This window comes from Sphingopyxis sp. JAI108 (assembly GCF_013410105.1).
In the GTDB taxonomy this organism is placed as follows: domain Bacteria; phylum Pseudomonadota; class Alphaproteobacteria; order Sphingomonadales; family Sphingomonadaceae; genus Sphingopyxis; species Sphingopyxis chilensis.
This window is the reverse complement of record NZ_JACCCJ010000001.1, coordinates 990,538-1,011,800: the sequence shown is the minus strand read 5'-3', so window position 1 is coordinate 1,011,800 and position 21,263 is coordinate 990,538. Positions and strand designations below refer to the sequence as shown.

The window sequence follows — 21,263 nt, the reverse complement described above, 5'->3', positions numbered from 1 at the left end:
GAAGACTGCGCCTTGCCGGCATCGCATCGGCACGGCGCCTTCATGCTTGTGCTTGGGGGATTGGTGATGACTCGACGTTCGCAATTCGTGCCGGTTCTGGCTGCCTTGGCCTTGACCGCGCCCGGAATCGCGCGGGCGCAGGAAGGCGACCCGACACTCCGCGACAGTTTTGCCATCGGCGAGCAGGGCGGTTCGCTGTGCGCGGTGCAAGCCACCGTGCATGACCGCGTGATCGAGGGCATGTTCGACCGCGCCTGGACGATCATCTGCCGCGATGCCAGCCAGCCCGTCGGCACCGTGCGAGTGCTGCGCGCGGGCGCCGACGAAGCGCGCGCGCGGATCGAACGCGCGCGCGCCGGCACGATCGCCTGCGCGGCCGACGGCGCCTGCACGGTCCGGGGCAGCGATGTCGCCTGGACGACCCGGATCGAAGCCGACGGCGCAACGAGCTACAGCGTCGAAGGTTTCGCCGCCTACGGCGACGCGCTGCGGATCGCGCTCGAATCGGTGCGCGAGCACCGGGTAATCCCCGGCGTGATCAAGGTCGCGACGATATCGGTCGGCGACAATGACGGCTTCGCGCGCACGCTCGCCGGGGCGATCGACGTCGACAAGGCGTTGGCCGAGGGATATCGCCGCAACCATAGCGGCGACTATGCCGAGGCCGCCGAATTTTTCGAGGCGCTGTCGCGCCGCGCGCTCGACGAACAGGCGGCGGCCGGCATCGACCCGAGCGAATTTACGTTGAATCGCGCGCTGCAACGCTCGAACCTCGGCGAATTCGCCGAAGCCGAACGCTTGTTCGCCGAGGTCGAAGCCATCCCGACGAGCGATCCGGTCCAGCTGCGCCTGCGCCGCAATTTCCGCGCGATCAACGCGCTCAACCAGCGCGATTATGATCGCGCGGCAGCGCTGCTCCAGGCGCCGCTCGCCCCGCTGGCCACCGGCGTTACGATTACGGGCGACGCAGTGACGCTGACCCCCGAAATCGTCGCCGGGGTCAACAGCGGCGACAATGCCCGCGTCCTGCGCCAGGCGAACGACCGTGAGCGGCTGACTCCGATCGAGCGCGCGCAGATTATCGACGCGCAGGCGGTCCACCTGCTCGGCACCGTCCAACGGCTCCGCGGCGATGCCGAGGCGGCGAAAGCCGCGCAGTTGAAAGGGCTCGGTGACGCGCTTGCCGTGCGTCAGGGCCGCGTAACATCCATCATCCGGCTGCGTTCACAGATGCTGGGCGAACTCGCCCTGGCCGAGGAAGCGGTCGGTGACATCGGCAGCGCCGACGCGCGCTTCGTCGAATCGGTCGACCTGCTCGCGGCCGAATATCCCGAAACCACCGCGCTCGCTTCGGCACGCGCACGCTATGCCGCCTTTCTCACCCGCCATGCGCAGGAAGACAAGGCGATCGGCATCTATCGCGAGGTCGTCGCCGCGCTCGCCAACTCGCAGCGTTCGACCGCGGGAATGGCGAACGTCATGGCGCCCTATTACCGGTTGCTGGCGAACCGCGCGGCGACGGATCCGGCCGCGACCGGCGAATTCTTCGTCGCCAGCCAGCTTCAGATTCGTCCCGGTGTGGCCGATACGCAGGCGGTGCTGGCGCGCGAATTGTCCAGCGGCAGCGACGACGGGGCGCGGCTGTTCCGCCAGGCGACGACGCTGAACCGCGACATCGAGCGCGCGCGGATCGAGGACGCCCGCCTCGCCCAGCTTCCCGCTTCGCCCGAAGTCAACGCCTTGCGCACCGACGTCAGGACCCAGCTCGACAATCTGGCGTTCCAGCAGTCCGAAACGCTTGTCCAGCTGGCGGCCTTTCCGCAATATCGCGTCGTCGCGTCCGGCAAACTCGAGTTGCCCGAATTGCAGCAGGTGCTGCGGCCCGGCGAAGCCTATCTGAAAATGCTCGTCGTTGGCGAAGGCGTCTATGCGACGCTGATCGAACGGGACGGGGCGCAGCTCTGGAAATCGGACATCGGCGCGTCGGATCTCGAACGGGCGGTCGATACGATCCGCTCGACGATCTCGATCGTCGAAAATGGTCGCCGCCTCACCTATCCCTTCGACGCCGCGACCGCCTACAAGCTTTACGGCCAGCTCTTCGGCCCGGTTGCTGCGAAGCTCGCGGCGGTGCCGCATCTGATCTTCGAACCCGACGGCGCAATGCTGCGCCTGCCGATCAATCTGCTCATCACCGCCGACACGGGGCTCACCGATTATGAACGACGGCTGCTCGACCCCGGCGCGGACCCGTTCGACATGCGCCAGATCGCATGGCTCGGCCGCACGACCCGCGCGAGCACCGCGGTATCCACGCTCGGCTTTCGCAACGCGCGCCAGGCTCCGCCGTCGAAGGCAAGCAACCAATATTTCGGGCTCGGCGAGAATCTGCCGGTGGCGGGCCTCCTGCCATCCACCGGCACCCGCGGCGCGGCTAGCGGCAGCGCCGACGCCGACTGCCTGTGGGACGTCGCGCAATGGGGCCGCCCGATCTCGGCCGACGAACTGGTCACGGCGCGCGACGCCGTGGGCCGCGCGGCCGGAACCCTGCTCACCGGGGGCGCCTTCACCGACACGGCGGTCAAGAACCGCGCCGACCTTGCCGACTATCGCATCATCCATTTCGCGACGCACGGCCTCGTCACCGCGCCGCGCCCGGCCTGCCCTGCGCGCCCGGCGCTCGTCACCTCGTTCGGCGGCGGGGATTCGGACGGCCTCCTTACCTTCCAGGAAATCTTCGACCTCCGGATCGACGCCGACCTCGTCATCCTGTCGGCCTGCGACACCGCCGGCGCGGCGAGCGTCGCGGCGACGCGCGAGGCGGGACTTTCGGGCGGCGGCAGCGCGCTCGACGGGCTCGTGCGCAGCTTCATCGGCGCAGGCGGCCGCTCGGTGATCGCCAGCCACTGGCCCGCGCCCGACGATTTCGACGCGACCCAGCGGCTGATCGGCGGCCTGTTCGCGGCCGACGAAGGGACGAGCATCGCCGATGCGCTGTGGGCAACCCAAATGCGGCTGATGAACGACCAGCAGACGTCGCATCCCTATTATTGGTCGGGCTTCGCGATCATCGGCGACGGCGGCCAGCCGCTGCTCCACAACGGCGCGGCGACCGCGCAAAAGGGAAAGGCCGCCGGCCGCGCCGCCCGCTGATCCGATGAACGCGCCCGAAACCATCATCCCGGCCGAGGCCCCGCCCGCGCAGGAGGACAAGCGCGCTGCGGTGCCGCTTGGCAAGCGCGTCCGCCGGCTGGTCATGCAGCTCGGCCCGTCGCGGATGGCGGCGACGATCGTCTTTCTGCTAGTCGCGATCCTGATCGCGCGTTTCAGCTGGCAGCTGCCGCTGACTGATGCCGCCGAGCGCGCGCTTTACGACGCGCGCGCAACGCTGGTGGCGCCTAAGGCCGGGCAGGACAAGCGCATCACCCTCGTGACTTATAATGACGAGACGCTGTTCAGCACCAGCATCCGTTCGCCGCTCGACCGGACCTTGCTCGCGAACGCACTCGCCAATCTCGACCAGATGGGCGCGAAAGCGATCGGCATCGATATCGTCTTCGATTCGCCACGCCCCGATGATGATTTACTGAAAGCGCAGCTCCGTGCGATGAAGACGCCCACTTGGCTGGCCTATGCCGAACAGGCAAGCAATCCGAGAACCATCTTCTACGAACAACAGAAATATCTCGAATCCTATCTCGCCGATGTGACGACCGCGAAGACGAAGCCGACGAGCGTGCTGTTCCGCACCGACGGCGACGGCGTGATCCGCAACTGGCCCGACCGGCCAAAGCATCTGCCGCCGTTGATGGCGAATGCGCTGGCCCCGGTCGATCCGGCCTATGCCGATTTTCAGGGGGGCATTCGCTTCCTCGTCCCCGCACGCGCCGCGGCGGGGCAGGAGGAACCGGTATTCGCCAACATCCCGATCGACACCTTTGCGATGCCGATGGATGACCAGATGCGCGGCGCTTTCGCGGAGCTGGTCAAGGGCCGCTATGTGCTGATCGGCGGCGACATCATCGACAATGATCAGTTCAACACGCCGCTCAGCCGCTTTCCCGACGCGATCACCGGCCAGCATGAAACGATGATCGGGCTCGAGGTTCACGCGCATATGCTCGCGCAGCAACTCGACAATGCCTGGCCGCGCCCGATCCCGGGACCCGCGCTCTGGGCGCTCGCGGTTCTGATCGTCGTCGCGGGCGGGCTCACCAGCCTGATCGACCTGCGCGCGCGCTGGGTCGCGCTCGCTTTCCTCGGTCAGATGGCCTTCTTCATCGCCTTCCCCTTCTGGCTGCAGGGGCACGGCATCGACACGACGACGCTGCCGACCTTCGGCTGGGCAGTCGGCTGGCTGTTCGGCTATGCTGCGGTCGGCACCGCGGCGCGCACGATCGGGTCGCGCCAGCGCGCCTTCGCGCAATCGGCGCTCGGCAAATATCTGCCCGCCGACGTCGCGGCGCAGATTTTGCGCGACCCCGACCAGCTCTCGCTGCACGGCGAGCGGCGCAACATCTTCTGCGTCTTCACCGACCTCGAAGGCTTCACCAAATTGAGCCACGCGGTGACCCCCGAAACCGTCGCGCGGCTGCTCAACGAATATCTCGACCGCCTCTCCGACATCGTGCTCGACCATGGCGGGACGATCGACAAGTTCGTCGGCGACGCCGTCGTCGCCTTCTGGGGCGCGCCGCTCAGCCGGCCTGACGATGGCGAGCGGGCGGCCGCGGCGGCGCTCGCGATGTACGAAGCGGGCGAGAAATTCCGCACCGACCTCGCCGCCGAAGACGTGCCCCCGATCGGCATGACGCGCGTCGGCCTGCATGTCGGCGACGCGATCGTCGGCAATTTCGGCGGCGAGGGGCGCATCCAATATACCGCGCTCGGCGACAGCATGAACACCGCCTCGCGGCTCGAGGCGGCGAACAAGAGCCTGAAGACCGGCGTGCTGATCTCGGCCGAAGCCGCCGCGCGCTCGGGCCGCGACGACCTCGTGCCCATGGGCCGCGTCACGCTGCGCGGGCGCGCGCAGCCGGTCGACCTTTTCACCCCGCGCCCCGATCTTGTCCCGGAACGGCGCGCGCAGATCGCGGCGCTTGTCGCGGCGCACGCGGCGGGCGATAAAAATACCCATGTGACCGCCGCCACAGCATTGGCCGCGGAATTCGCCCAGGACGCATCCATCCTGTTCCTGATCGAACGCCTGAACCAGACCAAAGAGGGAGAAAGCTATGTCCTTTCCTGACTTCCGGATGCGCCGCTTTGGCTTGGCCGCCACCGCTGCCGTCGCCGCCATGACGATGGTTTCCGCCGCCGCCGCGCAATCGATGGTCGTCCGATCGACCGGCCCGTCGGCGGCCAAATACCCGACCGGGGCGCGGCTCAAGCCGGCCGATAAGCTGACCCTCGTGGCGGGCGACCGGATCGTGTTGATGCAGTCGGGTAAAACGCGCACGCTTTCGGGGCCCGGCACCTTTGGTGCCACGGGAACCGTGCAGGCGAGCCAGTCGCTCGGCGGCAACGTAACGCGCATGCTCGCGAAGGGGCCGACGATGCGGTCACGCGGCGGATTTTCGCGCGAAGGTGTGACGCAAATGCCTGCCGAACTCCGCGCGCCCAATCTCTGGCTGCTCGACTATCGCGAGGGCGGGACCTTCTGCGTCCTCGATCCCGCGGTGCTGATGCTGTGGCGCCCCAATATGCAGGGCGATACCGCGCTCGAGATCGAAAGCGGCGGCAAGAAGACGACCGTCGCGATCGTCGATGGCGCCAATTTCCGCAAATGGCCGACCGACATCCTGCCGGTGCAATATGGCGCCGACTATCGCCTCTCGGGCGGCGGGCTGGCGCAACCGGTGACCGTGCGTTTCGCCGCCGTGGAAAACGCGCCCGATACGGTCGAAGGATCGATCGACATGCTGATGACAAAGGGTTGCACGCCGCAGCTTGACCGCCTCGTCGATACGATGTCGGAAGCGGAGGCGGGTTGAGGCGGGACGGCTGGGGCGCAATTGAACGCGCTCTATCCGTCTGATATCTTCCCGGGAAATACCGCCTGTCGCGTGGCGGAACCTTCCTTGGGTCGAAAATAGCTGCGCCGGACACTGGTGGAGCCAATGACATGGGCGCACCGCAATGGCGGTGCGCCGGAACGCAAGGGGTGGTGATGGCCGTGGCGGGGGATATGGGAGTTCATGCGGCCGCGAGGTCCAGGCACGCGGATATCCGCAGGATATTGGCCGGTTCGGCGGGACTGATCGCGGCGGTCCTGCCCGCCGCCCTGTGGGCGCAGGCGACCCCGCAAATCCCCACGCGCGAGGAAATCCAGCGCCCGACGCTTCCTCCCGCCGCGCAGCCCGGTGAGCAGATCGTCGCGATCGACGACGGCATCGAACGCGCGCCCTGCCCGCTCGCCAATCCCGAATTCGCCAATGTCCGCTTCACGCTGCGCGCAGTGGAATTTTCGACCGTCGAAGGCATCGACAATGGGCTGCTCGCGCCGAGCTGGGCCGGTCGCGTCGGGCAGGATCTCCCGATTTCCGCGATATGCGAGATTCGCGACCGCGCCGCGACCATCCTGCGGTCGCAAGGCTATCTCGCCGCCGTCCGCGTGCCGCCGCAGACGATCGGCGACGGAATCGTCCGGCTCGACATCCTTTCGGCGCGGATGACGCGGATCGAGGTGCGCGGCGACGCTGGCGCCAACGAAAAGCTGTTGCAACGCTATCTCTCGCGGCTCGACGATGCGCCGGTTTTCAATATCGCCGATGCCGAACGCTATCTGCTGCTGGCGCGCGACATTCCGGGCATGGACGCGCGGCTGACCTTGCGTCCCGGCGCGGTTCCCGGCGAAGTCGTGGGCGAAGTCACCGTTACGCGCACCCCCATCATCTTCGACTTCAATGCGCAGAATTTCGGATCGCGCGACGTCGGCCGATGGGGCGGCAACGCGCGCGCGCGTTTCACCGGCCTGACCGGGATGGGCGACCTCACCACAGTCGGCTTCTATGCGACCCCCGATTTCGATGAGCAGAAAGTCGTGCAGGCGTCACACGAATTCCGCGTCGGCGGCGAGGGGCTGCGCCTTGGCGCCAGCTATACCTACGCCTGGACCCGGCCGGACCTCACCGGCCTGCCGATCAAATCGAACACGCAGGTCGTCAGTCTGTTCGGTTCCTATCCGCTCGTACTGACGCAAGCCCAGCGCGTTTCCGTCGGTGGCGGGCTCGATATCATCGATCAGGATATCAGCCTGACCGGCGTGCCGCTCAACAAGGACCGGCTGCGCGTCTTCAGCCTGCGCGCTGACGCGAACTGGATCGATCCCGACTCGATCGCCGGCCGCGGCGGCTATAATCCCAGCGAACCGCGCTGGTCGCTCGCCACTTCGCTCGAGGCACGACAGGGCGTCTCCTTCCTCGGTGCCAGCGACGATTGCGGTCCCGGCGGCACGGCATGCTTCCTGCCGGGCGCGGTGCCACTGACGCGCATCGAGGGCAAGCCCGACGCCTTCCTTGTCCGCGCCAATGCGCTCGCCGAATGGCGGCCGGCAAAATTATTCACCCTGTCGGCCGCGCCCCGCGCGCAATGGACCAACGATCCGCTGCTTGCCTATGAAGAATTTTCGGGCGGCAATTTCACTGTCGGGCGCGGCTTCGATCCCGGCACGGTGATCGGAGACAGCGGCGTCGCGGTGGCACTCGAGGCGCGCTACGGCTCGTTCGTCCCCGCCAACACGAAAGCCTTCGCCTTCCAACCCTTTGCCTTTTTCGACGCCGCCTGGGTTTGGAACGAGGATGCCGCGTTCGACGGGCTCGACCCACAGAAACTCTATTCGGCGGGCGGCGGCGTGCGCGTCGCCTATGGCGACCTCGGCCGGCTCGACGTGACGCTGGCCGTGCCGCTCAACCGCGGCGGCTTCCTGACCGAAAAACCCGATCCGCGGCTGCTTCTATCGTTGACCACCCAGTTCGGCGTGCGGGCGCGCTGACCCATGAGCTTTGCATCGAGGACAATCGACATGCGTGCCACCGCCACCCTCTCGCCCGTCCGCAAAGGCAAGCAGCGCCTGTTGACCAGTTGCGCGATCGCGGCCGGGATCGCTGCGCTTGCCTATGGCGGACCCGCGTCGGCACAAGTCGCCGGTTCGGGCAGCTTCGTTTCGGGCGCCGGCTCGATCGGCAACGATGGCGGGACCAACACGACGACGGTGAATGTCGGCGGGGCGGAAAGCATCATCAATTGGGTGCCGACCGACGCCGCCCCGACCGGGGGCGCGATCGACCTGCTTCCGGCCGGCGAAAACTGGGATTTCGTCGGCACCGGCGACTATACCGTACTCAACCGCTTCGTGAACGGCGGCGGCGGATCGCTCAGCCGCGAGATCGCGCTCAACGGCACGGTCAACTCCTATATTGGCTCGACGAGCGGCCCGCGCGGCGGCAATATCTGGTTCTACAACGCCGGTGGCATATTGATCGGCGCGAGCGGCGTGGTCAACGTCGGCAGCCTTGTTCTCACCACCAATGATATCGTCACGACCGGCGGGCTGTTCGGTCCGGGCGGCGAGATACGCTTCCGCGGCGCTTCGGGCAGCACCTCCGCCGTCACCGTGAACGGCGCGATCAACGCCAATATCGTGGGCAGTCCGGGCAACAGCTATGTCGCGCTTGTCGCGCCGCGCGTCGTGCAGGCGGGAGACGTCCGTGTCGACGGATCGGCCGCCTATGTGGCCGGGGAACAGGCCGATATCCGGATCAACGGCGGATTGTTCGACATCAACGTCCTTGTCGGCGCCGAAGGCGGCAACGTCATCGACCATTCGGGCACGACAACCGGCCCGGCGCATCTGGACACCAACGGCAATCAAAGCCGCGTCTACATGGTCGCGATTCCCAAGAACGACGCGGTCACGATGCTGGTCAGCGGGGCGATCGGCTATGACGACGCGCTCTCGGCGCAGGTCGACCCCGATGGCGCGGTGCGGCTGTCGGCGGGCTATAATATCACCGCGGGCGAACTCGATGCGACGCCGGCCAATGCGACCGCCGCGAACATCACCGCGGGCGATACATTGTTCCGGAGCGACACGATCGCGCGCGCCAGCGGCGCGTTCACCGCCGCGCCGACGCAAACGCTTCCGCCCTCGCCCTCCCCGCTGTCGTCGGAGGGTCAGTTCTTCGTCGAAGGCAACGGGACTTTCATCGGTGACGTCAGCGCGACCGTCGGCATCGGGCCGAACCAGTCGGGCGGCGCGACAGGAAGCTTCACCGTCCAGTCGGGGGGCCGCGGCGGTACGCCCGGCAACGCAGCGGTGAACGTTTCCGGCGGATCGCTCGCGGCGCCCGGCGCGCTGACCATATCGGCATCGGGCACGCCCGACGCCCTCACTGGCGACAGCCAGGGCGGCACCGCCGCCCTGACGATCACCGGCGGCAGCGTGACCTCTTCGGGCGTCACGGTCGAAGCCAATGGCGTCGCCGACCTCGGCTCCAACGGCGCGGCCGGGACCGGACGCGGCGGCGCGGCAAGCATCTCGGTCAGCAATGCGGGCAGCACGCTGACGGCCGGCAACATCTTCATCAATGCGCTGGGGAGCGGGGACAACAGCTTCGCCGGCGCCCCACCGGCGGTCAGCGGCGACGGCATCGGCGGCACCGCCACCCTGACCGTGGCGAATGGCGGCACCGTCGGCCCGGTAACATTGCTGTCGCTCGACGCGACTGGCACCGGGGGCATCGGCCTCGTCCAGTCGGGCGACGGCGTCGGTGGCACCGCGCGCATCGCGGTGTCAGGACCCGGATCCTTTCTCTCGGCGACGCAAAGCTTCGTCGAGGCCGGCGGCGATGGCGGCGGCAGCATCGGTCCCTTTGAGACGCAGAATGGCGGCGATGGTATCGGCGGAACCGCAGAGATGCTCATCAATGCCGACGCAGCATCGACCGTCTCCGCGGGCCAGCTCCTCGCTTCCGCGCTCGGGCGCGGCGGTGATGCGAGCGGCGCGGAGGATGTCATTGGCGGTGACGCCGTGGGAGGTACGGCGACCCTGACCGTCGATGGCGGCGTCGATGCGCAATTCACCGCGATCACGCTCAACGCCTCGGCGCTGGCGGGAAGCGCGTTCAGTCCGAGCGGAACGACGGGGCAGACGGGTAACGCGAGCGCGAACGATGTGACAATCTCGGCCACGGGCGGTTCGACGATCGCCAGCGGCGGCTTCATCAACCTCTTCGCGGTCGGCATGGGCGTCGCAGGCGAGAATTTCGGGACGGGTAGCGGCGGCAATATCGCGGTCAGCGCGACGGCGGGCGGCGCGATCACCACAGCGAACGCGCTGACGGCCCAGGCGATGGGCGGCAGCATGTCGAGCGCGACCGCGACCAGCGCCGGCAACGGCATCGGCGGCGACATCGGCTTTATCGCCGACGGCGGGACAATTCAGGCTGAGGTCTACGACGTTGATGCGAGCAGCGACACGGCCAATGTCACCGGCACGGGCGGCACGGCGCAGGGCGGGACGATCGACCTGTTGGCCTCGGGCGGCGGCCAGATCGTCGCGACGCTCGACGCACTAAACACCCTCACCGCCAGCGCGCGATCCGGCGTCAGCGCGGCGGGAACGGCAGCCACCGGTGGCTCGATCCAGCTGATCGCCGATGCCGGAACGATCGATCTGGGCGTCGGTGCCGATCTGTCCGCCGACGGCAGGTCGGGCGGCGCGGCAACGTCGGGCGCGAACAACCCGACCGGCACCGGCGGTTCGATCCTGATCCGCGTCGAAGCCGACGCATCGGACAGCAGCCGCATCGACGCCGGCGACCTGTTCGCAACGGCCGACGGCCAAGCCCAGGCCGAAAGCGAATTGCCGCCCGGCGCCGAGCCTCCCGCCGGCAACGCGCAGGGCGGCACGATGACCATGGTCGTCGCGGGCGGCACATTCACCGGCAACGTCATCGAACTTTCCGCCAACGGCGGCACCGGCGATGGCGGCAGCGGTACCGGGACTGGCGGCACCGCGACCTTCACCCAGACAGGCGGAACCGTGTCGGTCAGCGACATCAGCATCGCCGCCGACGGCTTTGGCGGCACTATGCAAGACCTGTCGGGAACGGGCGTCGGCGGCGTCGCGACGATCGATCTGTCGGGCGGCACGATCACCGCGGCCGACATCACGGCCTCGGCCAGCGGCCAGGGCGGTTTCGGCTTGCCCGGCGACGATTTCGACCCGCTCAACATCGTCGCTGGCGGCGACGGCGGCATCGGGCGCGGCGGCACCGCTACGATCAGCATCGGCGGCACGGCGGTCGTCGACGCCAGCGTGATTCAGGCCAGCGCGCTCGGCACGGGCGGCGACGGCGGGCCGTTCGACAGCTTCTTCACCGGCACGCCCGGCACCCCGGGCAATGCGGGCGACGGCATCGGCGGCGAGGCAACGGTGAACATGGGCGGCGGCACGACGACCGCGAGCAGCGTGCTCGCCGACGCATCGGGCGTCGGCGGCGGCGGCGGCGGCAGCTTTTTCTCGAGCAGCGGCGGCCCCGCCACCGGCATCGGGGTCGGCGGCACAGGCGGCACGGGTCGCGGCGGCACCGCGACGATCGCGCTCGAAACACCGATCGACGGGGTCGGCGCGACAAGCAGCGTCGCGCTCGGCACCGGCGGCGCGGGCGGCATCCACAATGTCGGCGGCGACGGCGGCGATGGCTTCGGCGGCACCGCCCAAGCGATCGTCACCGGCTTCGAGGCCGGCAGCCTCGCGGTTACCATCGATTCGACCGGGACCGGCGGCAACGGCGCAGACGGCAACGACGGCGCCGGCGGCCTCGGCGGCAACGGAACCGGCGGTACCTCGCGAATCGCGGCCGATGGCGCGGGAGCGAGCCTGACGGCCGTGCAGAGCAATCTCGTTTCGGGCGGGATCGGCGGCAACGGCGGCGCGGGCGGGCTGGGCTTCAGCTCTTTCCCCGCGATCGCCCCCGATGGCGGCGATGGCGGCGACGGACAAGGCGGCACGATCGAGATTGCGGCGAACGAAGGCGGAACGGTCTCGCTCGGCCTCGACGGCGGCGACTTCGTCTCCCTTTCCAGCAGCGGAAGCGGCGGCGCGGGCGGCGCCGGCAGCAACAGCAGTTTCGGCGAAGGAAATCAGTCAGGAAGCGGCGGCGACGGCGGCGCGGGGACCGGCGGGACCGTTCGGCTTGTCGCCACCGGCGGGACGATCACCTCGAACGGTGAAGCGGTCGACATCGCGGCGAGCGGTGTTTCTGGTGAAGGCGGCAGCGGCGGCATCGGCCAGGGTGGCGGCGTCGACGGCGGCCTTGGCAACATGGATCAGACCACCGGCGGCCGCGTGGTGATTGAAACGGCGGTCGGCGCCTCGGGGGCCGGACAAGTCGATCTCGGCCCGACAAGCATCGCCGCGAACGGCGATTTTGCGGGGCGCATCGAATCGCGCTCGGGCGGCAATATCAACTTCGCGGGCCTCACTGCCGAGGCACTCGGGATCGCCGCGCCAACCAACAACGACACCGATACCGCGCTCGCAGGCATCTTTGTCGCGCCGACCGGCGGCACGATCGCCAGCCAGGGCGACGTTACACTGACCACCGACGGTTCGATCGGCGTCCATGCCCAGTCGAACGGCATATTTGACGTCGATGGTACCCTGACGATCGACGCGGGCGACCAGATCGACATCCGCCACGATGGCCGCGAGGGCCAGGCGCCAACGCTTCGCGCGAGCGAAAGCCTGATCGCCACCGCGCCGACCAGCATCAGCGGCGCGCCGGGCAGCCTGATCGCCGCGGGCGGCACGCTGTCGCTGACCACGAGCGGAACGATCGGCGTCGACGGGCTCGCGGGCGGCGACATCACGCTGACCAGCGCAGGCGCAACGACTGTCGAACATGCCGAAGCCGTCAATGATTTCAACGCGAACGCGACCAGTTTCGCAACCGGCCTCAATTCGATCATCACCGGCGGCGATATCGACATCGTCGCGCCGGGCGCGGTCGATCTCGGCAATTCGAGCGCGGGCGGCTTCGTCCAGGTTTCCGGGCAATCGATCGCCTTCAACAATATCGACGCCGGCCTGTCAGTGAGCTTGTCGGCCAACGGGGCAGCACCGGGTGCGGAGGGCATCAGCGGCGGCTCGATCGCGGCCGGCGGCGACATCAACCTGTTCGCGAACAGCATCGCGCTGACCGGCGCGGTGACCGGCGACGCCTCCTTCTTCGCCTTTGGTACCGGCGGCGCGGTTTCGGTGAATGGCGCCGACGTCGACGGCACCATCTCGATCTTCTCCGCCGACGATCTTTCGGGCAGCTTTATTGCCGGGGGCGACATCTTTCTCAATTCGGACGGCAGCATCGATGCGTCGGCGCAGGCGAACGGCGGCTATGTCAATGGCAACGGCCTCGCCACCGAAGGCAATTTATTCGTCATCGCCGCGGGCGACGCGGCGCTGACCGACAGTTCTGCGGCGCGCATGTTCGGTGTGAGCGCGGGGGGCACCGCATCGATCGACGGCGGCATCGCGGGCGAGGACATGCTCGTCGTCGCCGGGACGACCGCCAGCCTGACCGACGTCAGCGTGGGCGACGACGTCACCGTCAACGCACCGGGCAACATCGACGCGGTCAATGTCAGTGCCACCGGTGCGGGCGCCGACACGCATATCCTCGGCCTGTCGTCGGGTTCGGGCAGCCCGATCTTCACGATCGGCGTCGGGGAAGGAACCGAAGGCATCAACGGCGCCGACATCGTCATGGCGTCGGCGAACGGCGCGATCGACGCGGCGGCGCTGTCGGCGGGTGACGACATATTGCTCAACGCCGCGAACGGCATCGCGGTCAACGGCGCGACCACCCTAGGCCTCGGCACGACCGGCGGCGACAGCAGCATCCGCACGCAGGGCGGCGCAACGACGCTCGCGGGTATCGATTCCTTCAGCGACGTCGTCGTCGATGCGGCCGGCCTGGCCAACCTTACCGGTGTCGTCACCGCGGGCCGCGACACGATAATCGACGCGCAGGACGTCACCCTCGCGGCGCTGACCGATCCCGGCGGCGATGCCGTTCCAACGCTGGACGCGGACGGCGATGTGGTGGTGAATTCGGCGGCCGGCATTGCGGGCGGTGGCGTTCGCGCACTCGGCGACGTAGCGCTGACGGCGGATACCGCCATCGGCCTCACCTCGGTCGAGGGCCAGAATGTCGCCCTGACCGGCACGAACGGCATCGACGTGCAACAGGCCAATGTGCTCGGCACGGCCGATTTGGACAGCAGCGACGGCGACATCCGGATCGGCAGTCTCCTCGCCTCCGGCCCGATCAATGCCAGCGCCGATGCGATCCGCATCGAAGGCGGCGGCAACCTGGCCTTTGCGTCCCTCGCCACCGACGTCGGCGACGCTTACGTCCGCGCGAACGGCGACCTGTCGGTCGCGGACGGCAACATCGCGGGCACGGCCGATCTCGGCACGCAGGGCGAAGGCATGAGCATCGGCACGCTCGCCGCCGCCAACGCCATACTCGCCAATTCGGGCGGTTTCCTCAATCTCGACACAGTGACCGTCACCGGCAGCATCGACGCCAGCGCGCTCGCGTCGCTGGGCGTCACCGGCATCGTCACCGGCCAGTCGATCGCGCTCGCGTCGGCGAATATCACCATCGATCCGGCGGGCCGCGTCGGCACCGCCGGCGTTACGCAGCAATTGTCGGTCGCGAACAACAACAGCGACAACCAGACCTTCGTCGGCGGCGCGTCCGGCACGAGCGTTGCGGGTTATCATATCGACGCCGACGAGCTGACCCGCCTCTATGGCAACCAGATCGAGATCTTCGCACCCGCGGTGCAGGCCGCTGGCGGCGCCTCGGTCGGGTCGGCGGCACCGCCCGACGTCGTCGTCGACGGCTTCACCATGACCGGCGGTGCTGCGGGCTCCAATCTCGGCGCGAATGGCGCGCTGACGATCCGCACACCGGGCAAGATGCGCGTCATCGGCAACGTCGAACTGACCGGCCTCACTGACGCCAACGCGCTCAATCTCGTCGCAGGCGACGCGCTCGAGGTGATCCTGGGCCAGGGCAGCGTGCGCCTCGTGAACGGCGCGGACCCGGCGGGGCAACTCAACATGGTGTCCGACGACATCATCGTCGCAACGGCCGAAGCGATCGCGGATGTCGGCGCCGCGACCTCGACCGCCGCGATCAACACGCGTCTCGAACAGAATGACGGCATCCTGCTCGACGAAGGCGCGCTTTTCGCACGCGGCATCCGGGCCGAAGTCGTCGGCGGCTTCTATGTCCAGAACAGCGGGGCGGGCACCGATTTTGCCCAGCGCCGCGGGCTGACCTTCGGCGCTGGCGGGCTCGACGTCGTGACCCAAGGGCCGTCGCGCATCGTCGTCAACGGCGTACAGCTTGGCACGAACGGGCAGGTAACCGGTCTCGACACGCTCCAGTTGCTCACCATCGGCGGCACGGCGCCCGTCGCCGGCAGCTACGATCCGCGATCGACCGTCAACGGCTGCCTCATCTCCAGCCCGACCGTCTGCGCCACCGTCGCGATCGACATCGACAATAATTTCCCGGTGCAGGATGTGATCGAGGAAATCGACGGCGACGAGGACAGCGCGGGCGAAGGCAACAGCCTGCCACAGCCGCTAATCACGATGCGCGAAGTGGATCCACTGACCGGCGCGCCGCTGCTCGACGATCCGGTGACCGGTGCGGGCAACGACGATCTGTGGACGCCGCCCGCGCAATAGCCGCGTTTCGGTTGACGGATCGCATCGGGGCGAGGCATGGGCGGCGGCATGACCGACGCCTCTGCCCCTCCTATTTCGGCCTCGCCGCTCAAGCTGTTCAACAGCCTGACGCGCAGCCTCGAAATCTTCGAGCCCGTCCACCCCGGTGAGGCGCGCGTCTACAGCTGCGGTCCGACGGTCTATAACTACCCGCATATCGGCAATATGCGCGCCTATGTCTTCGCCGACACGCTGGGGCGCACGCTGTCGTTCAAGGGCTACAAGCTGACCCATGTCATCAACATCACCGATGTCGGCCATCTGACCGACGACGCCGATGCGGGCGAGGACAAGCTGGAAAAGGCGGCGGCCGAAAAGGCGCAGTCGATCTGGGACATTGCACGCCATTTTACCGAGGCCTATTGGGCGGATGTAAAGGCGCTGAACATCCGCCAGCCCGCACACTGGTCGATCGCCACCGACTATGTCCCGCAGATGATCGAATTCGCGAAAGCGATCGCCGACAAGCATTGCTACGAACTCGACGGCGGCCTCTATTTCGACACCACCACGGTGAGCGACTACGGCCGCCTCGCGCGCCACGGCACCGATGAAGGCGAGAGTCGCATCGATCCCGTCGACGGCAAGCGCCATCCCGCCGACTTTGCGATCTGGCGCAAGACCCCCGCGGGTGAGAAGCGCCAGATGGAATGGGATTCACCCTGGGGCCGCGGCGCCCCCGGCTGGCACCTCGAATGCTCGGTGATGTCGGAGGCGCTGCTTGGCTTTCCCTTCGACATCCACACCGGCGGCATCGACCACCGCGAGATTCACCATCCGAACGAGATCGCTCAGAACCAGGCGCACAGCTGCAGCGACACGAGCGGCGCGCGTTTCTGGATGCACAATAATTTCCTCGTCGAACGCTCGGGCAAGATGTCGAAGTCGAGCGGCGAATTCCTGCGCGTCCGGCTCCTCGTCGACAAGGGCTACCACCCCCTCGCCTATCGCCTGATGTGCCTGCAGGCGCATTACCGCAGCGAGCTGGAGTTCAGTTGGGCGGGGCTGGGTGCCGCACTGACGCGATTGAAACGGCTTGTGATGGCCGCGGCGCCGGCGCGGAACGCCGAGGTGGCCGCAGCGACCGACCGCCGCCTCACCGACCTGCTCGCAAAATTCGACGCCGCGATGTCGGACGATCTCAATACGCCGGTCGCGCTGACCCTGATCGAGGAAGCGGCGGCGATGAAGAAGATCGACGCTGGAGAGAAACACGCGACGCTTGCCGCCATGGATGCTGTGCTCGGCCTGAACTTGCTGACAATCGAACGCTCCGACCTTCGCATCCGCCCGAAAAGCGCAACCATCGCCGAAGGCGAAATCGAGGCTATCCTCGTCCGCCGCAAGGAAGCTCGCGCCGCCAAGGACTTCGCCGCATCCGACGCGCTCCGAGACGAACTCCTCGCCGCCGGCGTCGAGGTAATGGACGGCGACCCGCTCGGCTGGGACTGGCGGCTCGGCGATTAAATCCCCCTCCCGCTTGCGGGAGGGGTTAGGGGAGGGCATGTTCCTCCACACATCATCGCCGTAAAGCGGACAGGCCCTCCCCCGGCCCCTCCCGCAAGCGGGAGGGGAGAAATATGACCGTCACCGTCCTGTCGGGCCTGATCCGTCCGCTCGTCGAAAACCGCCTGCCCGACTGGGTCGAACCGCGATTCTTCGCGTCGAAGGAAGAGGCGCTCGAACTCGCGCCCGCCGCCGAGATCGGCTGGTTCGACATGTACGACAAGAAGGACATGGCCGTGGTCATCACCGCCGCGACAGGCCTCAAATGGCTGAACTCGATCTATGCCGGGGTCGACGGCATGCCGCTGGACCTGCTTCGCGAGCGCGGCACCGTCGTCACCAACGGCGCGGGGATCAACGCGATCACCATTGCCGAATATGTCGTGATGGGCATGCTGACCGTCGCCAAGGGCTACCGCGAAGTCGTGCGCGCGCAGGAGCGCCGCGAATGGCTGATCGATTCGCCGGGCAAGGTCGAACTGTTCGGATCGAAAGCGCTGCTGCTCGGCTATGGCGCGATCGGTAAGCTGATCGAGGAGCGGCTGAAAGCCTTTGCGGTCGATGTGACCGTCGTGCGCCGCTCGCCCGGCCCGAACACGCTGAACCCCGACCAGTGGCGCGCGCAGCTCCGAGATTTCGACTGGGTGATCCTCGCGGTCCCCGCGACCCCCGAAACCGACGGCATGATCGGTGCGGCGGAGCTTGCCGCGATGAAGCCGACCGCGACGCTCATCAACATCGCGCGCGGCAGCGTTGTCGATCAGGATGCGCTGATCACGGCGCTGAACGAAAAGCAGATCGCGGCGGCGTTTCTCGACGTCACAACCCCCGAACCGCTGCCCGCCGACGATCCGCTGTGGAGCCTCGACAACGCGCATATCACCATGCACCTGTCGGGCCGCGCGCAGGACAAGATGTTCGTGCGGTCGGCGCAGCGGTTTCTGGAAAATCTGGGTCGCTGGAAGAGGGGCGAAGCCGTCGAACCGCGCGTCGATTTGACGCTGGGTTATTGAAAACACGTCGCCCCCGCGAAGGCGGTGGCTGCGGTCGTTCTAAACAGCGGCGCAGAGTCAGAACGACGACGGCCCCCGCCTTCGCGGGGGCGACGAATAAAGTTCAGCCCGGCCGTTCGGCCTTCAATTCGCGCACCAGCGGCTGGAGCCGCTCGTCATATTTGGCGAGCATCGTGTGGGCGCCCGCATGATCGTAGAAGCTGACCAGTTCGCGGCCGTTCCAGCGGTGGAGGGCATAGGCGGGGTCTTCGGCGACGATCATCGGGCGGTCGTCGGGCTTGTTTTCGTCGATGGGGCGGAGGTCGAGCGATACCTGCGGCGCGGTCGACGAACAGATCGCGACGGTGCGGCCTTCCCACGCGACGGTGACGCTGCGGTGGAGGTGGCCGCAGATCAGCCCGCGAACCTGCGGGTGGCGGCGCACGACATCGGTGAAGACCGCGACCCACGGCTCGTCGGGATGGGTGTTCATCCACTCGATCCCGCTTTCGACCGGCGGATGGTGCATGACGATATAGGTCGGCTTCGCGGGTTCCTTCGCCAGTTCGGCATCGAGCCACGCCGCGCGCGCTTCGCAGAAGGCACCGCCATGGCGCCCTTCCTCAAGGGTGTCGATCGTTACCAGCCGCAGTTCGGGAAGCTCGACGGTGTACTGGACGAAGCCGTTGCCGTCGTCGAAGCCCGGAAAACGTTCGTGAAAATTGTCGCGCAGATCATGATTTCCGACGCTAGGCCACACCGGGAAGGGGCAGCGCGAAAAGGCGGTCTGCAGCCGGCGATAGCTGTCGGGGTCGCCTCGGTCGGTGATGTCGCCCGTCGCAAGCAACAGATCGGGACGGTTCGGACCGTCGATCAGCACGTCGAGCACGTCGTCGAGACGCTTGCGGTTATATTCGGCCGGATTGTCCGGATCGAACCCGATATGGACATCTGTGATCTGCGCGATCAGCATATCCGTCCCCTGCTCCGACCGGACTCGTCCGGCCGTCCAAAACCTCACCCTCCCCGCCGAGCCCCGTGCAGGGCGGGTGTGCGCCACGTCACATCATAAAGACCCCGGCCCCCCGGACCTGTGATCAGGCTCACATGATAAGTACCCGGAATAGGTTGATTTGTGATTGCAGCCACCTTTTTCTTGCGCTCGCGCGGCGGCATCCAGGGCTTTCCGCCGTCCGAATGATATTCGTGGCACATCGCGCACGGCGATTCGGTGGCGGTCTCGACCTTGACGATTCGCGCGCCACTTTCGCCGACATGACAGTCGCGGCACTGGCGGAGACCGGGCACGAGCAGGTCGGTCGATATCTTCGAGGCCGGCGCCGCGGTGTGGCAATCCGCGCACTCGGTCTCACGATGCGCATCGTGGTCGAACCATCCTTTTTGCAGATAGCGCGGCGTCTGGTCGACCGCGGCGACACGCCACCCCCGCCCGGCCTGCGGCGCGAAGACGGTGTGACAGTCGTAACAGGCGCCGCCCTTTGAAAAGACCGCGCGCACAGCGTCCTCTGCCCGGTTCGGCCGGACCGCGACCTCGCGGAAATAGATATTATAGACCTGCCCCTCGGCATAGGCGCCCGGCCGCCGTCGCTGCATCCCGCCGAGCTGGAGCGGGCGCGAGGGCGGGGTCGAACGGAAATAGGCCGTGAGATCGGCAACCACCTGATCGGGCTCGCCGTGGCGCAGGGTGCGGGTTACCCCGCCAACCGTCTCGAACGCGAGGCTGTGGCACATCGCGCAGTCGCGCTCCATTTCGACCGGCTTGACGCGCACGCCATCGGCCTCGACGCGGTGGCAATTCTGGCATTCGAGCTTCTTCCCGAAATCATAGCGCCCACGGAAGCTCGCCGCCATGCGCGCCACCCCGCCCGTCGCCTGCAGGTGCATGTCGTGCGGGAATTTCAAGCCGTTATAGTCGACGATCCCTTGGGTCAGCGTCGTGCGCACCGGCTTTCCGTCCGGCGCCGGGCGGACGAGCGGGCGGAACTCGGGGTGGCTGGTTCCGAAATCGGCGGCGTCGGCGAGCGTCGTCGGATGCCCCGCCGTCTTCAGCCGCGCCGACATGCCGCCGTGGCAGTCGGCGCAGAATTTCTGCGGCGTCGCCGCCATCGGCCCCGCACCTTCATGCTCGGTATGACAATCGACGCAGCGTCCCTGCGGCTTGTTGAAGGTCTTGGCAAAGCCCGCGAGAATCCGCTCGCCCACGCCCGGCGGGTGACGCGCCGCGAGCAGCATCGCGGTCGGCGCATTCGCGTGCGCCATGCTCATCGTCTTGTGCTCGCCGGTGTGACACCCCACGCACGCCTTGTCGGTCACGGCGACGAACGGCTCGACATGGCACGACTGGCAGTCGTTTTTCAGGCTCGCATGCGCGCTCGACAGCGGTCCCGAAAGCCAGGCGCTGTCGGCATGATAGCCGTCGGGGCGCTCGTTCATCTGCCGGTAGCTGTACCAGGCCCAGATCGGCCCGATCAGGAAGGCCAGCAGCATCAAGAGGCCGAACGCCCACGCGGCGGTGCGCTTGCCGGGCATCACCCCCGCGAGCGAAAAGGCCTTCGCCTCGTCGACATCTTTCGACGATTGCGACAATTCGTCGATGCGCTCGACGAGCAGAATGACCTTTTCATCCTCGCGCGCGATCGTCAGTCGATGGCCGCCGAAGCGCAGCTCGGCGCCCGCGGCGCTGTCGATATTGGCGGCGTCGACCGTCCGGCCGTTGAAATCGAACCCCAGCCCCTCCAGCGCCGCGACGCGCACATGGCGCCCGTCGGCGCTGCTGATCGTCGCGTGGTGCGGGTTCACCGCCAGATCGGCGACATGAATGATATTGCCGCTCTCACGGCCGAGCGTGATCATATCGCCCGGCAGCGGCTCGTCGCGGACGATCTGCTTGCCCGTCTTCGTCGTCGCGATGCGGCGCAGGATGAAGCTCATCG

Annotated in this window: 9 protein-coding genes; 7 read left to right on the top strand and 2 right to left on the bottom strand. The window is 67.5% G+C overall.

Annotated features, from left to right (window positions below; all coding sequences use genetic code 11):
• Nucleotides 1–66: 66 nt before the first annotated feature.
• From HDC29_RS04755 to HDC29_RS04725, 7 genes are all read left to right on the top strand, one after another.
• Entirely contained in the window at nucleotides 67–3,153 is a 3,087-nt protein-coding gene (locus HDC29_RS04755; RefSeq protein WP_179494911.1) for a CHAT domain-containing protein, read from the top strand.
• Between the two features lie 4 nt (nucleotides 3,154–3,157).
• The gene (locus tag HDC29_RS04750; protein ID WP_179494909.1) at nucleotides 3,158–5,248 is read left to right on the top strand and encodes an adenylate/guanylate cyclase domain-containing protein; all 2,091 of its coding nucleotides are present in this window, start codon (nucleotides 3,158–3,160) and stop codon (nucleotides 5,246–5,248) included.
• Nucleotides 5,235–5,993, top strand: coding sequence for a hypothetical protein (locus tag HDC29_RS04745; RefSeq protein ID WP_179494907.1), 759 nt, complete (start codon nucleotides 5,235–5,237; stop codon nucleotides 5,991–5,993). The genes HDC29_RS04750 and HDC29_RS04745 overlap by 14 nt, the downstream gene beginning before the upstream one ends.
• Before the next feature lie 245 nt (nucleotides 5,994–6,238).
• The gene (locus tag HDC29_RS04740) at nucleotides 6,239–7,993 is read left to right on the top strand and encodes a ShlB/FhaC/HecB family hemolysin secretion/activation protein (protein WP_257018045.1); all 1,755 of its coding nucleotides are present in this window, start codon (nucleotides 6,239–6,241) and stop codon (nucleotides 7,991–7,993) included.
• Nucleotides 7,994–8,023: 30 nt separating this feature from the next.
• Entirely contained in the window at nucleotides 8,024–15,772 is a 7,749-nt protein-coding gene (locus HDC29_RS04735; protein ID WP_179494903.1) for a hypothetical protein, read from the top strand.
• A gap of 36 nt (nucleotides 15,773–15,808) precedes the next feature.
• Nucleotides 15,809–17,278 (top strand): cysteine--tRNA ligase, encoded by a 1,470-nt coding sequence (gene cysS / locus HDC29_RS04730; protein ID WP_179494901.1) that lies wholly within the window; start codon nucleotides 15,809–15,811, stop codon nucleotides 17,276–17,278.
• A gap of 113 nt (nucleotides 17,279–17,391) precedes the next feature.
• Nucleotides 17,392–18,330, top strand: a complete 939-nt coding sequence (locus HDC29_RS04725; protein WP_179494899.1) for a D-2-hydroxyacid dehydrogenase — start codon at nucleotides 17,392–17,394, stop codon at nucleotides 18,328–18,330.
• Between the two features lie 103 nt (nucleotides 18,331–18,433).
• Here the strand turns inward: HDC29_RS04725 and HDC29_RS04720 are convergent, their stop codons facing one another.
• Complete coding sequence (locus HDC29_RS04720; RefSeq protein ID WP_179494897.1) at nucleotides 18,434–19,282, bottom strand: metallophosphoesterase; 849 nt, start codon at nucleotides 19,280–19,282, stop codon at nucleotides 18,434–18,436.
• Nucleotides 19,283–19,326: 44 nt separating this feature from the next.
• Nucleotides 19,327–21,261 carry a cytochrome c3 family protein gene (locus HDC29_RS04715; protein ID WP_179494895.1) on the bottom strand — a complete coding sequence of 645 codons (1,935 nt, stop codon included), beginning with the start codon at nucleotides 21,259–21,261 and terminating at the stop codon, nucleotides 19,327–19,329.
• Nucleotides 21,262–21,263 lie beyond the last annotated feature (2 nt).

Excerpts from the sequence above, each read along its gene's own strand:
- HDC29_RS04725 (WP_179494899.1), top strand. The coding sequence starts at position 17,392 with ATGACCGTCACCGTCCTGTCGGGCCTGATCCGTCCGCTCGTCGAAAAC.
- HDC29_RS04735 (WP_179494903.1), top strand. The coding sequence starts at position 8,024 with ATGCGTGCCACCGCCACCCTCTCGCCCGTCCGCAAAGGCAAGCAGCGC.
- HDC29_RS04715 (WP_179494895.1), bottom strand. The coding sequence starts at position 21,261 with ATGAGCTTCATCCTGCGCCGCATCGCGACGACGAAGACGGGCAAGCAG.
- HDC29_RS04755 (WP_179494911.1), top strand. The coding sequence starts at position 67 with ATGACTCGACGTTCGCAATTCGTGCCGGTTCTGGCTGCCTTGGCCTTG.
- HDC29_RS04720 (WP_179494897.1), bottom strand. The coding sequence starts at position 19,282 with ATGCTGATCGCGCAGATCACAGATGTCCATATCGGGTTCGATCCGGAC.
- HDC29_RS04745 (WP_179494907.1), top strand. The coding sequence starts at position 5,235 with ATGTCCTTTCCTGACTTCCGGATGCGCCGCTTTGGCTTGGCCGCCACC.
- HDC29_RS04750 (WP_179494909.1), top strand. The coding sequence starts at position 3,158 with ATGAACGCGCCCGAAACCATCATCCCGGCCGAGGCCCCGCCCGCGCAG.
- cysS (WP_179494901.1), top strand. The coding sequence starts at position 15,809 with ATGGGCGGCGGCATGACCGACGCCTCTGCCCCTCCTATTTCGGCCTCG.